Origin of the sequence: Butyricicoccus pullicaecorum DSM 23266 (genome assembly GCF_900167005.1) — a bacterium.
Lineage (GTDB): Bacteria > Bacillota > Clostridia > Oscillospirales > Butyricicoccaceae > Butyricicoccus > Butyricicoccus pullicaecorum.
Genome location: NZ_FUXW01000001.1, coordinates 24,369 through 36,277, shown reverse-complemented (window position 1 = coordinate 36,277; position 11,909 = coordinate 24,369). Strand labels below are relative to the sequence as shown.

Annotated in this window: 14 protein-coding genes; all 14 read right to left on the bottom strand. The window is 57.2% G+C overall.

Annotated elements, in window-relative coordinates; translation table 11 throughout:
* Window positions 1–72: 72 nt before the first annotated feature.
* The 14 genes from B5D52_RS00170 to larE all read right to left on the bottom strand — a co-directional run bounded on the left by B5D52_RS00170 (window position 73) and on the right by larE (window position 11,887).
* Complete coding sequence (locus tag B5D52_RS00170) at window positions 73–291, bottom strand: helix-turn-helix domain-containing protein (RefSeq protein ID WP_016147951.1); 219 nt, start codon at window positions 289–291, stop codon at window positions 73–75.
* 511 nt (window positions 292–802) lie between these two features.
* The gene (locus B5D52_RS00165) at window positions 803–1,873 is read right to left on the bottom strand and encodes an FUSC family protein (protein WP_016147952.1); all 1,071 of its coding nucleotides are present in this window, start codon (window positions 1,871–1,873) and stop codon (window positions 803–805) included.
* On the bottom strand, window positions 1,860–2,306 hold the full coding sequence (locus B5D52_RS00160) for a MarR family winged helix-turn-helix transcriptional regulator (protein ID WP_016147953.1): 447 nt from the start codon (window positions 2,304–2,306) through the stop codon (window positions 1,860–1,862). The genes B5D52_RS00165 and B5D52_RS00160 overlap by 14 nt, the downstream gene beginning before the upstream one ends.
* 170 nt (window positions 2,307–2,476) lie before the next feature.
* Window positions 2,477–2,968 carry an FUSC family protein gene (locus B5D52_RS00155; RefSeq protein WP_016147954.1) on the bottom strand — a complete coding sequence of 164 codons (492 nt, stop codon included), beginning with the start codon at window positions 2,966–2,968 and terminating at the stop codon, window positions 2,477–2,479.
* Window positions 2,965–3,471, bottom strand: a complete 507-nt coding sequence (locus tag B5D52_RS00150) for a YbhB/YbcL family Raf kinase inhibitor-like protein (protein WP_016147955.1) — start codon at window positions 3,469–3,471, stop codon at window positions 2,965–2,967. The genes B5D52_RS00155 and B5D52_RS00150 overlap by 4 nt, the downstream gene beginning before the upstream one ends.
* Before the next feature lie 85 nt (window positions 3,472–3,556).
* Window positions 3,557–3,922 (bottom strand): winged helix-turn-helix transcriptional regulator, encoded by a 366-nt coding sequence (locus tag B5D52_RS00145; protein ID WP_016147956.1) that lies wholly within the window; start codon window positions 3,920–3,922, stop codon window positions 3,557–3,559.
* Window positions 3,923–4,001: 79 nt separating this feature from the next.
* Window positions 4,002–4,601: an ABC transporter ATP-binding protein gene (locus B5D52_RS00140; RefSeq protein ID WP_016147957.1), complete on the bottom strand. Its 600-nt coding sequence runs from the start codon at window positions 4,599–4,601 to the stop codon at window positions 4,002–4,004.
* A complete protein-coding gene (locus B5D52_RS00135) occupies window positions 4,598–5,518 on the bottom strand; it encodes an ABC transporter ATP-binding protein (protein ID WP_016147958.1) in 921 nt (306 codons plus the stop codon). Before B5D52_RS00135 ends, B5D52_RS00140 begins: the two co-directional genes overlap by 4 nt.
* A 14-nt stretch (window positions 5,519–5,532) precedes the next feature.
* Window positions 5,533–6,357: an ABC transporter permease gene (locus B5D52_RS00130; RefSeq protein ID WP_016147959.1), complete on the bottom strand. Its 825-nt coding sequence runs from the start codon at window positions 6,355–6,357 to the stop codon at window positions 5,533–5,535.
* Window positions 6,354–7,349 carry an ABC transporter permease gene (locus tag B5D52_RS00125; protein ID WP_016147960.1) on the bottom strand — a complete coding sequence of 332 codons (996 nt, stop codon included), beginning with the start codon at window positions 7,347–7,349 and terminating at the stop codon, window positions 6,354–6,356. The genes B5D52_RS00130 and B5D52_RS00125 overlap by 4 nt, the downstream gene beginning before the upstream one ends.
* A gap of 12 nt (window positions 7,350–7,361) precedes the next feature.
* Window positions 7,362–8,957, bottom strand: a complete 1,596-nt coding sequence (locus B5D52_RS00120; protein WP_016147961.1) for an ABC transporter substrate-binding protein — start codon at window positions 8,955–8,957, stop codon at window positions 7,362–7,364.
* A complete protein-coding gene (larC, locus tag B5D52_RS00115; RefSeq protein WP_016147962.1) occupies window positions 8,954–10,351 on the bottom strand; it encodes a nickel pincer cofactor biosynthesis protein LarC in 1,398 nt (465 codons plus the stop codon). The genes B5D52_RS00120 and larC overlap by 4 nt, the downstream gene beginning before the upstream one ends.
* A gap of 2 nt (window positions 10,352–10,353) precedes the next feature.
* Window positions 10,354–11,115, bottom strand: a complete 762-nt coding sequence (gene larB, locus B5D52_RS00110; protein ID WP_016147963.1) for a nickel pincer cofactor biosynthesis protein LarB — start codon at window positions 11,113–11,115, stop codon at window positions 10,354–10,356.
* Between the two features lie 16 nt (window positions 11,116–11,131).
* A complete protein-coding gene (larE, locus tag B5D52_RS00105; RefSeq protein ID WP_040332846.1) occupies window positions 11,132–11,887 on the bottom strand; it encodes an ATP-dependent sacrificial sulfur transferase LarE in 756 nt (251 codons plus the stop codon).
* Window positions 11,888–11,909 lie beyond the last annotated feature (22 nt).

The window sequence follows — 11,909 nt, the reverse complement described above, 5'->3', positions numbered from 1 at the left end:
TCTAAAAAACAATATTCAAATATAGATACACAAAAGCCGCTGTAAGCTAATAGCCTACAGCAGCTTTTGCTTTTATTCTGTTTCGTCGTCCAACCCCTCTGCCTTCAGCCAATCTTCAAAAGACTTCCTGGAGATGCGGATCATGTTGCCGATGCGGATCGTCTTGAACGCTCCGGAGTTGGCTAGCTTATAGGCCGTAGCGCGGCCGATACCGAGAATGGCTGCGATGTCATTCACGGTGTATGTTCTGCTTTGCGGCGTTCCTTTTTCGTTGGGTGTGTTGGTACTCATAAGATTATCCTCCATCTGTGCTAACAGCATTTTGAAATGACCCCTGGAAGCCCTCTGTCACAAGGGGTTCCTGCTAATACCTTGCTAATACGACATTTGAAAAGCCGTTGTAAGGCAGCATATTTCAGGGGAATTTGTGCAAATTGACCTGCCTCCAGGCAGCACAATTTGCGAAGAAACAATATGGGAAGATATGATATGAACAATTTACGAAGTGGTACGCCGTACTCCTAAGCGGTAGGCCGGAGGTTCGAATCCTCTCAGGGACGCCAAATCAAAAAACTGAAAGCACCCTACTATGGTGCTTTCAAAAAATCAGAGAACGGTGTGATTTCATAGTCACGCCGTTCTCTTTTTTCGTCGTTTATTTTCCTTTTATCCTTCTGCAATCTGTATTCGTAAATATATTTGTATCTCCCGCAAAAAGAAAGTCGTCATCCGCAGTACATTTTCGTGCTGCAAATGACGACCTTCTTGCAATTCATCAAGTTATTGATATGTCATGATCTAATCATCCCTGATTTTCCTGTGCATCGGGCAGTAATCTGACTGCAGCCAGTCGATGGAAAATGGCCGCAAACACCAGCGCAAATGTCACGCCCAAAACGGTATCCACAATACGCAGGATGACCGCTCCATGCAGTCCATAAATTCCGGTTCCCAGCATGAGTGCACCAAAGCAGTTCATTGCGGTCTTATAGCGATAGTCCACGCAAAATCCCAGACACAGACCGCCCAGCGGTCCCATCAGCATGTGCATGGATTCCGGTAAGATCTGGTACAGGACAAAAAATGCACACGAGCCGGCAATCGCGCCCACAATACGCTGCCAAAAACGGGTCGCTGTGCTGCCGCAGTACGGATATTCCGACAGCAGCGAGGCGCAGGCAAAGCCCATCCACATAAAGCGCTCCACGTCAAACACCTGTCTGGCAGTCAGAATCAGGCTCACACCGAGTGCCATACGCAGCTGCCACAGATGCGCATGCGTGGTCAGGTCAAACTTTCGGATTACATGATGAAAACGGACGGTTTTGTGCTGATGACGATGCTTGAAAAACAGAATGGCACCGCAGATGACGTATCCCACGATGGCCAAAAGTACACGCCGGACGAGATCTTCCCCGAATACCGGGTTTCCGGTCAAATAAATGTAAGCAAAGTTGTACAGGCCGCCGTTTCCCATTTCAGGCCGCTGCGTGGTCATGTAGAGCAGCGCGAAAAAGGCTGCAAAGTGCAGCGGAATCAGCAGTACCGGTGGCAGCACTGCAGCCAGACTGGGCACAAATACCAGGATAGCCAGCACGGCTGCCAATGTAATCAGGGAGTCCCCGACACAATATTCAAAATTGACAAAACGGATGCCCAGCATCATACAGAACAATGCGACAGCCAGTGGGGTATTATTCGCACCGAAAATACCGGACAACAGGCTGATAAACACGATGGCAAATGCCACGATCAGTGCCGAGCGCACCGCCATTGCCACCCAGTAATATGTTTTCTCCTTCCTTGTCTCACACGCGGCAATTTTCCGCTTGAGTATGGAAGGGTCCATCTGCAACGCATCATAAAACTTCATGGTCAAGTGTCTTTTCCTGTCCTTTCTCAATCTGTGCAGCCAATCTGTCTGCGTAATACATAAATGCCTCAAAATCCTCGCGCGAGCTGCGCCATAGGTCATAAAAAGGCTGCAAAATGCTCTCATATCCTTTTTTGAGCTCGGCAAGACCGGTTTCAGTGATAAACAGCTGATAGCTGCGCTCGTCCGTCGTCTGCCGCTCTTTGCGGATGCAGCCCTTCTCATAGAGCGACTTGAGGCACCGGCTCACCGCCTCTTTCTTCATACCGCTGCTCTGGCTGAGCAAAACGGGCGTATTCTGCTCCGGCTTGAGATACAGATGCGCCAACAGCTCACATTCACTGGCTGTCAGCAAAAATTTACGCACGGGCAGCAGCGAACGCATGATTTTTTGCATCTGCTGCTGATAGTGCATCATATCAGTCCATTCCATGTTGTCTTTCAGTCCTCCAGCATTTAGTTAACTTTGTTAAGTATAATTCCTTCTTCTCGTCCTGTCAAGTGATGGGCTATATCCCGGTTTTGCCAGCTTTTCAACGGGCATAAAAATACCCGTCCAGTTCCAGTTTGAAACCAGACGGGTATCTTATTTTTATCTCAGTGCTATGCTTCGCTGCCCCACGGGATCATATTGACCACCAAAGCGGTGATAATGCCGATCGTAGTGTCCAAAATACGATTCAGGGCAAAGCTCACCGGACTTGCATCGGCCTGATGGGTGACCGTGACGCACAGAAAGACCACGCACATCAGAAATGTGCCCTTTTCCTGTCCAATCCAGACCGAAAATTTGATAATCGGGATGAGCAGGAGCGACAGCACGGCATAACGCAGCACCTCGACCGGAATATAAAAGACATACCGCTCAAAGAGCAAAAACAGCATGCCCCAGATGCCGCCGATGATGGTCGCAATCTCGCGGTTTTTGGCCTGCCAGATGCTGTCCTGCTGGCTGCGCTGCATGCACAAAATGGCTGCGATCGCCGCGTAAAACGGCACGCCGGTCTTTCGGATGGTGTCGAGGACGAAACACAGAAAGACCGCAATGACGGTTTTCCAGATGCGTCCTCCAACCCGAACCGGAAAGCCCATCATATTTTCTGATAGCTGCCCTTGAGGGTGTAGCTGTCCAGAATATGACCGTCCATCGCGCGGTGCAGCTCATTGAGCAGGAAACCGGGTGCAAGGTCGAGCGTGCAGTCGAGGGCGTAGACGTGCAGCTCGTAGATGTGATCGCGGTCGGGCGGCATCATGCCGCCGTAAAACGACGATTGCGCACGGCTCTGGCTGCCGCCCTGCATGCTCGTCCAGCTGTTGCTTCCCTGCACAAAGTCGGTCGCGGTCTGACTCTCGTTCTCGTGCAGCTCGGTGCGCGTGATATTGGCAGCCAGCCAGTGCATCCAGGCAAAACCACCGGTTACAGGATAAGCGTCCTTATCTTCCAGAACCAGGGCAAACGATACCGTTCCCTCGGGTGCCTCCTCGATCTTGAAGGGCAGCGAGTACGTAGGCATACCGTGATCGTTAAACTGGGTGCCATGTCCGCCAAAACGGTGATCGATCACACCGTCAATAATACCTTTGCTTGTCACAAACATAATAAAATACCTCCATGCGGTTTTTGCTTGTCAACATCATAACCGCTTGGAGGCTTTCTGTAAATTACCCACTTTTTTGTTGGTATCATCCGGGCAGGATGCCCTTTTCGATTAGCACATCTTCTTTGCCGTGAGATTTGAGGTACTTAATCCCGATTTGCTGCATGATTTTAAGTGCTTCGAGCAGTTCTCTTCCCTGCTCCTCGGTCAGCGAATACTCGACCCGCAGCGGATAGCCGTCAAAGGTCTTTTTCTCCACAAAACCATAGTCAATCAGCTCTTTGAGGTGTTCGAGCAGCATTTTTTGTGTGATTCCGTCAATGTCCTTTTCCAGTCTGGACAGTGAAGTCGGACCCAGCCGCAGCCGCCACAAAATGATCGGCTTCCACTTTCCCTTAATCATATCATGCACCAGCTCCAGCGGGCAGGTGAAGGCATCTCGCATTTTCAAGGTCAATCCCTCCTTCTGCTCTTATGATATCCGAACGCTGGCACAAATGCAATGAAAACATGTTGCATTTGGGTCTTTTTTATCCTTCGAGAGACACAATCCGCGTACACAAATGATCGAGCAGCGCACTGTTATGGCTGACAATGACCAGTCCGATGTCCCGCGCCTGCGCTTCTTCGAGCAAAAACTGCCACAACTGCGCCTGTGTGACCAGGTCAAGCATGGCCGAGATCTCATCGCACAGCAGGAACTTGACCGGTACGGCCAGCGCACGCGCAATGCAGAAGCGCTGCAATTCTCCACCCGACAGCTCCCGCGGGAAGCGGTCGAGCCACGCAGGCTGGATGTGCAGTGCGTCGAGCAATCGCTGGTCGATCGGCCCGGCCTCGGTCAGCGACTGCCGCAGACGAATGCGCGGGTCGAGCGCCAGTTCGGGATGCTGCCAGATCATCTGCACTGGGCACGCGCCCGGATAGTCGGACAGCAGCTTGCCGTCCAGCGTGACCGTGCCGCGCTTCGGCTGCATATATCCGGCGAGCAGCTTGCACAGCGTGGTCTTTCCTCTGCCGCTCGGCGCGAACAGTCCCACCCGCTCGCCGCTCTTGACCGTCAGGTTCACATCATCCAGCACGGTTTTATGTCGGTATCCAAAGTCAATCTGGCTTGCTTGCAGGATCATGTCTCGTCCTCCCCATCATACAGGCAGCGGATGTGTCCGGTATCGGTCTGGCGGTACGGAATATGCGCACGCTTGCGGCAATCCGCGCGGCAGATGGGACACCGGGGCGCAAACTGGCAGCCCTGCGTGATCTCTCCCGGATAGGGCTGGGTGCCCGGAAGCGTGTGAAAACCATTCTGCGGCAGCGCCTGCCACAGTGCGCGGGTGTAGGGATGGCGCAGGCGGTCGGGTGTGGTCTGCTCAATGGTCTCGCCTGCGTACAGCACGACGATCTGATCGGCAACCGTCAGCGCAAGTTCCAGATCGTGCGTAATGAACAGTACCGCCGCGCCAGCCTCGGCCAACTCGCGGAAATGTCCGAGCATACGCTTGGCCGACCGTGCATCCAATCCGGGCGTCGGCTCATCCGCAACGACCAACCGGGGACGCTCCATCGCAGCAGTCGCAATCAGCACCCGGCGCGCCATACCGCCCGACAGCTCGAACGGATACATCTGCTCGGTCTCCTGTCCCAGTCCGTACCGTTTGAGCGCCTCACGGCATTTCTGTACGGCCTCGGCTGTCCGACTGCCCCGTCGAATCTGTGCACCAACCTGCATGAGCGGGTCCAAACAGGTCGTGCCCTGCGGAACGAGCACGATCTCCTGTCCGCGCAGCGCCTGTGCCCGTTTTGGCGTCAGCGGCTGCCCGGCATACAAAATGCGTCCGCTCATGTGGCTGTTATAGGGCAGAAGTCCCAGAATGGCGTGTGCCAGCAGGCTTTTGCCCGAACCGCTCGCACCCACGACCGCGACCACCTGACCGCTCGATACGGTCAATGACAGATCGTGCAGGACGGTCAGTTCGCGCTGATGCAGGCCGGTAGTATACTGGGTAAACGAGAGCGACAAGCCCTCGACGCGTAAAATGTCTTGCACTGTGTCCTCCCTCCTTACCGCTGTGCGCTGGACGGGTCGAGCAGCCGTCTGAGCCGGTCACCGATGGACGCGAACAGCAAAACGGTCAGCATGAGCGCCAGACCGGGGAACAACGCCAGCCACCAACGTCCGGTCGTCAAATATCGCATACTTTCGGACAGGATCACACCGATCGCGGGCTGTTCGGGCGGCAGTCCAAAGCCCAAAAAGGTAATGCTGGCCTCGTGCAGGATGGCGTGCGGGAACTGGAGCACCAGTCCGACGACAAACTGCGGAAGCAAATGGGGCAGCATGTGGCGCTGGATGACGCACCAGCGCGAGACGCCCAGCTTGCCCGCGGTCAAAATATACGGTGCCTGCCGCAGCTGGATGACCTCGCCGCGGATGACACGGGCGAGCGACGGCCAGTGACTGAGCGCCACACCCGCGACTACGCCAGTCAGTCCCCGTCCGAATGCCAGCGCGATGAGCATGACGAGCAGAATGTGCGGCACACCCATGGTCAGGTCGATCAGCCAGCTGATCACCGCGTCCGCCCGTCTGCCGAGCGTCGCGGCAGCCAGTCCGAGCACAAGCGCGAGTACAGCACTCACGCCAGCGGTCAGCAAGCCGATGCGGATGCTCAGTGACAGTCCGGCCAGCGTGCGTGCCAGCATGTCACGCCCCAGCCAGTCGGTGCCAAAGAGAAAATGCGCACTCGGCGCGGTATTTTTGCGTGCAAAATCGGTCACAAGTGCCTCGTCCGACAGGATCATACCGGAAACCGTGACCAAAATCAGCACCAAGACTGCCGCACCCAGCGTAAAACAGGTCTTTTTTCGTTCGTTCCAAGCCTTCATAGACCGCGTGCCGCCCCCCTTCGGATTCTCGGGTCGATCACGCCGTACAGCAAGTCGGCAATCAGATTGCCCGCAAAGACCACTGCGGCTGTGATGACCGTAATGCCAAGCAGCAAGGGCAGGTCACCGCCCAGCCCGGCGGTCACGGCTGCCTGTCCCAGTCCCGGATAGGAAAAGACCTGTTCGACCAGCACCGAGCCGCCGATGATCTCACTGATCGAGCCAAATTGCAGCGTCAGTGCGGGCAGCGCCACGCCGCGCAGACCGTGCCGGAGCACGATCGACCGGGTGGATTCTCCCCGTGCACGGGCGAAAAAGACGTAATCGGACGCCAGAACGTCGATCATCTTTTCCCGCGTGTGCAGGGCGATATTGGCAACGCCCGTGATGCTGAGCGTCAGCACAGGCAAAATGGCGTGTCGGACGCGGTCGGCCACACTGACTGCTGCCTGTTCCATGCCGATGGGCACAGACAGACCGATGGGCAGCCAGCCCAGCCAGACCGAAAAAATCAGCATCAGCACGATGGCCAGCCAGAACGCCGGGGTGCTGGAAATGAGCAGACAGTAACCCCGAATCAGGCGGTCGGGCAGCCGTCCATGAAACGCTCCGGCAAGTACGCCGAGCGTCAGTCCCAGCACACCGGACAGCAGCCATGCAGCAGTCAAAATCCCAACCGACGCGGCCAATCGCTGTCCGATCACGGTCAAAACCGGCTGTCGGTACAGGAGAGACGTTCCGAAATCGCCGTGCAGCACGCCGGACAGCCAGTTCAGATAGCGTTCAGCGGCTGGCGTGTCCACGCCCCAATAGGCGTTCAGCTTGTCGATCTGCTCGGCACTCATCGAGCCAAGCGCGGTCTGTCCGATGTTGGTCTGCAAGGGGTCAAGCGGAGACAGCGACATGAGCACAAAGGCTGCCAGGCTGACGCCGAGCAGCAAAACTGCCATGCGAATCAGTTTTTTCCCGGCAAACTGCAAACGGTGCTTCATGTCCTTCCTCCTTTATTTGCTCCAAGTCCACGCGTCCACGTTGTTGACCAGCGACCAGCCGTGACCGTGCGGGTGAATCTTCTGCTCGGCAATCTGCAAGCCTTCGCGCACCCAGTACAGGTGATCGACGTTGACCAGCCAGACCCACGGGATGTCGCCATCCTGGGTCACACCGGTCGTGCCGTCCCACTGAGCCTTCTGCCACAGGGCATAGGCAGTTTCCAGATCGTCACTTGCCAACGCTTCGTCCATATATTGGTCGACGGTCGGGTTGGAATAGGGCGAGTAGAGCGCGGTGTCCGAGTCCTCGCGGGTGTGATAAATGTTATAAAGTTCCATCGGCGTGTGCGCACCCCAGCCCCAGACAAGGGGTTCGGACAGGGCACGGTCATAGGCGGTATCCCAGCCCACGCCTTCAATCTGTACCGAAATACCGAGTTCGGCCATCTGGTTTGCAAAATCAGCCGCCAGCGCCTGACGTACCGAGTCGTCACTTGCGTACAGGATGGTCATTTCTGCCTTGACGCCGTCCTTTTCGCGCACACCGTCCGCGCCCATCGTCCAGCCGGCCTCGTCGAGCAGCTGCATGGCAGCTTCGGGGTCGTAAGAAACTTCGGACGCATCGCTGTACCACGGCATCTGGTCGCACACGCTGTACGCCGGGGTGCCGTGACCGGCGAGCACGTTGTCGATCATCTCCTGACGGTCAATGCCCAGATTGATCGCGCGGCGCACGCGCACATCGGCGGTCAAGTCATTGCCCACCGTGCGGCCCTGCGCGTCGGTCGTGCGCGGCGTGGCAGGCAGGTTGAGTCCGCGGTTGTCCACCGTCTGATAGGCTTCAAGCGAATACCCGCTCACGGTCTGGTCAGCATAGGTCGCGGACGTGTAGGACACGTCCACCTGTCCGGCCTGTGCAGCCAGAAACGCTGCATCCTCCTCCATAAACAGGATGGTGACCGTCTTCATCTTGGGTGCTTCGCCGTAGTAGTCGGGGTTAGCCTCCAGAATGACCTGCTGGCCGCGGTCCCACTGCTTGAGCATGTATCTGCCCGAACCGATGGGATTGGCACCGTAGGTCGCACTATCGTAAGCATGCTCAGGCAGGATACCCACGACCGCCATGGTGTACGGCCAGATGGAAAAGGCCTGATTCATGTGGAACTGCACGGTCGTGTCGTCGATGGCCTCGGCAGAATCCAGCATAGTGAAATCGCTCACCGTGCTCTGTTCCTTGACTGTGTTATAAGTAAATGCAACGTCGGACGCGGTCAGCGGCTCGCCGTCGGTGAACTTGACGTCGTCCCGGATGGTGACCGTCCAAGTCAGACCGTCTTCCGACACGGTGTAGCCGGTCGCAAGGTCGTAACCGATGGTCAGATCGGGATTTGTGACCGTGAGCGTGCTCTGAATGAGCGGCTCGTGGACGTGTTCGCCCGCGCCCCAGCCGTAAGCCGGGTCAAAACCGGCAGCCGGTTCGGAATTGACATCGAGCGCGATCACAACCGCATCGTCTGCATGGGTCGTTTCCTGCGTAGTCGGCTGTGCGCCGCAGCCTGCAAGCAGGCAGAGCATCAAAAACAGGGATAGAATCTTGCGGATTTTCACGCGTTTTCCTCCTTATTCAGCGCCTGCCGTACAGCTTGGGCGACGGTATCATAGGACAGTCCGGTTTTCCGTGCGATGGCGGCCACGTCCTCAAATTCCGGTTTCACATGGGTGATGCCAAAGCCCTCAGCTACCTTGACGCGCACTCTTCCCCAGGCTGTGGATACTTCACGCGCGGACGGCTGCAAAAAATATTTTTCACAGCGGCGCACGCGCAAACCGTTGGTGGTGGTCAGAGCAAGTACCCGCTCGGCCATGCGTGCGGTGTCCTTGTCCTCGCACAGCACGGTCAGCACCTGACCGGCTCTGCCCTTCTTCATCGTGCCCGGAACGGTGTACACGTCCAGTGCACCCGCGGCAAGCAGCTGTTCGCAGGCCAGCGCCAGCGCTTCGGCGGACAGATCGTCCAGATTGCAGACAAGCTCGGTGATGGTGCCGTTTGTCTGTGCTTCGCTCTCGCCCAAAAAGGCGCGGATGCAGTTTGCCTGCTCCTCAAATTGCTTGGTACCGATGCCGATACCCACCTTCTGGGTGCGCATGACCGGCATTTTTTCGAACGCGTCGGCAAAATGGGTCAGCAGAGCCGCACCGGTCGGGGTGCACAGCTCGCCCTGCACGCTGCCGCTATAAACCGGAACCCCAGCCAGCAGATTGGCAGTTGCCGGTGCGGGTACAGGCATGACGCCGTGTGCGCAGCGCACCGTGCCGCTTCCCACATGTACCGGAGAGACGACCACGCGGTCGACACCCAGAAGGTATATTGCGTAGCATACGCCGGTCACGTCTGCGACTGCATCCAGCGCACCGACTTCATGATAATGCACGTCGCCCACCGGGCAGCCGTGCGCCTTGGCCTCGGCCTGTGCAATGGCATCATAGACCGCACGGGCGTGCTGCTTGACTGCGTCCGGCAGATTCAGACCGTCGATGACTTCCGCGATATGACCGGGCGTTGCATGGTGGTGATGGTGGCCGTGTGCATGGGTATGATCGTGATGGTGGTCATGTTCGTGGTCATCGTGATGATGGTCGTGGTCATGATGATGCTCGTGGTCATGGTCATCGTGATGATGATGGTGATGCTCGTGATCGTGCTCATCGTGGTGGTGATGATGGTGTTCATGTTCATGATCGTCATGATGATGATCATGGTGGTGGTGCTCGTGCTCATGCGCGTCCGGCTCGTGTTCCTCTTCCCCGTGTACGGTCACGCGCATGTGCGTACCTGCGATACCGCAGGTCTTAGCCGGTTCGGCAGTCACCTGCACGCCGTGCAGACCCAATTCCTGCATTTTCTGCAAAAATGCGGGCTGATCGTCCAATAATTCATAGAGTGCAGCCATCAGCATATCGCCCGCTGCACCCATATTGCATTCCAAATACAGCGTTTTCATTGTCAGTCCTCCAATCCTTCCATCTGGTTGATGCGGCTGGCCAGATAGCCCGCGCCGAATCCGTTGTCAATGTTGACCACACTGCACCCGGATGCGCACGAGTTGAGCATGGACAGCAGTGCGGACAGGCCGCCGAAGCTCGCACCATAGCCCACGCTGGTCGGCACGGCAATCACCGGACAGTCGACCAGACCGCCGATGACCGAGGCCAGCGCGCCCTCCATACCGGCAACCGCAACCACGCAGCGTGCGTCCATGAGCTCGTCCAAACGGGACAGCAGGCGGTGCAGCCCGGCGACGCCCACGTCGTACAGGCGCACCACATGATTGCCCAGCACTTCGGCCGTCAGCGCAGCTTCCTCCGCAACTGCCATGTCGCTCGTGCCGCCGGTTGCGACTACGATCTTGCCCCGGCTGGCGTGTGCGTCCGGGTAGGCGATGGCAAGGCGCGGAATAGGGTGATAGTCGACCGGGATAACCTGTGCGACCGTCTCCGCCGGCTGCGCATCCAACCGGGTGATGAGAATGTTTCTGCATCCGCGCTCGCCCATGGTTCGCGCAATGCCGATGATCTGTTCGGCGGTCTTGCCCGCGCCGTAAATCACCTCGGCTGCACCCTGGCGCACGCTGCGGTGAAAATCCACCTTTGCGTATCCCAAATCCTCAAACGGTTGGCGTTTGAGAGCGGTCAGCGCCTGTTCCGGCGTGGTATTACCGTCTGCAACCTGACGCAGCAGCTGCAAAATCTCGTGTTTGTTGTCCAAAATCGACGCTCCCCTCTTATCTCGACGCGCGGCGCGGGGTCAAATCGAGGACAACCGCGTCAAAGTCCGCACCCAGTGCGGCGATGATCTGTTCGTATCGTGCGGCCGCCTGCGCCAGCTGCGCCGCAGTCATCTCCAGCCGTGCGGTATTGCCCGCAAGCCGGACGCGGAAGTCGGTGAAGCCCAGTTCTGCGAGCGCCTGCTCGGCACGCTCGATTTTGGTCAGCTTGTCCTGTGTAATCGGGGTTCCGGTCGGCACGCGGGTCGCAAGACAGGCGTATGCAGGCTTGTCCCAAGTAAACAGATCAGCCTGTCTGGACTGTTCGCGCACCTGCGCCTTGGTCACGCCGCACAGGCGCAGCGGGGACAATACCGAGAGTTCCTTGAGCGCACGCATACCCGGTCGGTCGCTCGCGTCGTCCGACGCGTTGGTGCCGTCGAGCAGGACGGTATAGCCATCTGCACGGACGCGCTCCCACAGCGTTGTAAACAGTGCGTGTTTGCAGTGGTAGCAGCGGTCAGCGCCGTTCTCCACGGCCTTGGGTACTGACAAAATATCAACCTCGATGACGGTCATCGGAATGTCCAGCTGCTCTGCCAGCTTTTTGGCGTCCTCCAGTTCAAAGGCGGGCTGGAAGGCGCTGTGTACATAGTAGGCGCGCACGTCACAGCCATACTTTTTGGCTGCCCACAGCACGAATGCCGAGTCGACACCGCCCGAAAAAGCGACTGCCGCCCGGGGATATTGGGTAAAAAAGGCTTGTAAAGTCATAAAAATCACCCTTTCATAAAAA

Excerpts from the sequence above, each read along its gene's own strand:
- B5D52_RS00165 (WP_016147952.1), bottom strand. The coding sequence starts at position 1,873 with ATGAAGTTTTATGATGCGTTGCAGATGGACCCTTCCATACTCAAGCGG.
- B5D52_RS00140 (WP_016147957.1), bottom strand. The coding sequence starts at position 4,601 with ATGATCCTGCAAGCAAGCCAGATTGACTTTGGATACCGACATAAAACC.
- B5D52_RS00155 (WP_016147954.1), bottom strand. The coding sequence starts at position 2,968 with ATGATGGGCTTTCCGGTTCGGGTTGGAGGACGCATCTGGAAAACCGTC.
- B5D52_RS00130 (WP_016147959.1), bottom strand. The coding sequence starts at position 6,357 with ATGAAGGCTTGGAACGAACGAAAAAAGACCTGTTTTACGCTGGGTGCG.
- B5D52_RS00150 (WP_016147955.1), bottom strand. The coding sequence starts at position 3,471 with ATGTTTGTGACAAGCAAAGGTATTATTGACGGTGTGATCGATCACCGT.
- B5D52_RS00160 (WP_016147953.1), bottom strand. The coding sequence starts at position 2,306 with ATGGAATGGACTGATATGATGCACTATCAGCAGCAGATGCAAAAAATC.
- larC (WP_016147962.1), bottom strand. The coding sequence starts at position 10,351 with ATGAAAACGCTGTATTTGGAATGCAATATGGGTGCAGCGGGCGATATG.
- larE (WP_040332846.1), bottom strand. The coding sequence starts at position 11,887 with ATGACTTTACAAGCCTTTTTTACCCAATATCCCCGGGCGGCAGTCGCT.
- B5D52_RS00170 (WP_016147951.1), bottom strand. The coding sequence starts at position 291 with ATGAGTACCAACACACCCAACGAAAAAGGAACGCCGCAAAGCAGAACA.
- B5D52_RS00125 (WP_016147960.1), bottom strand. The coding sequence starts at position 7,349 with ATGAAGCACCGTTTGCAGTTTGCCGGGAAAAAACTGATTCGCATGGCA.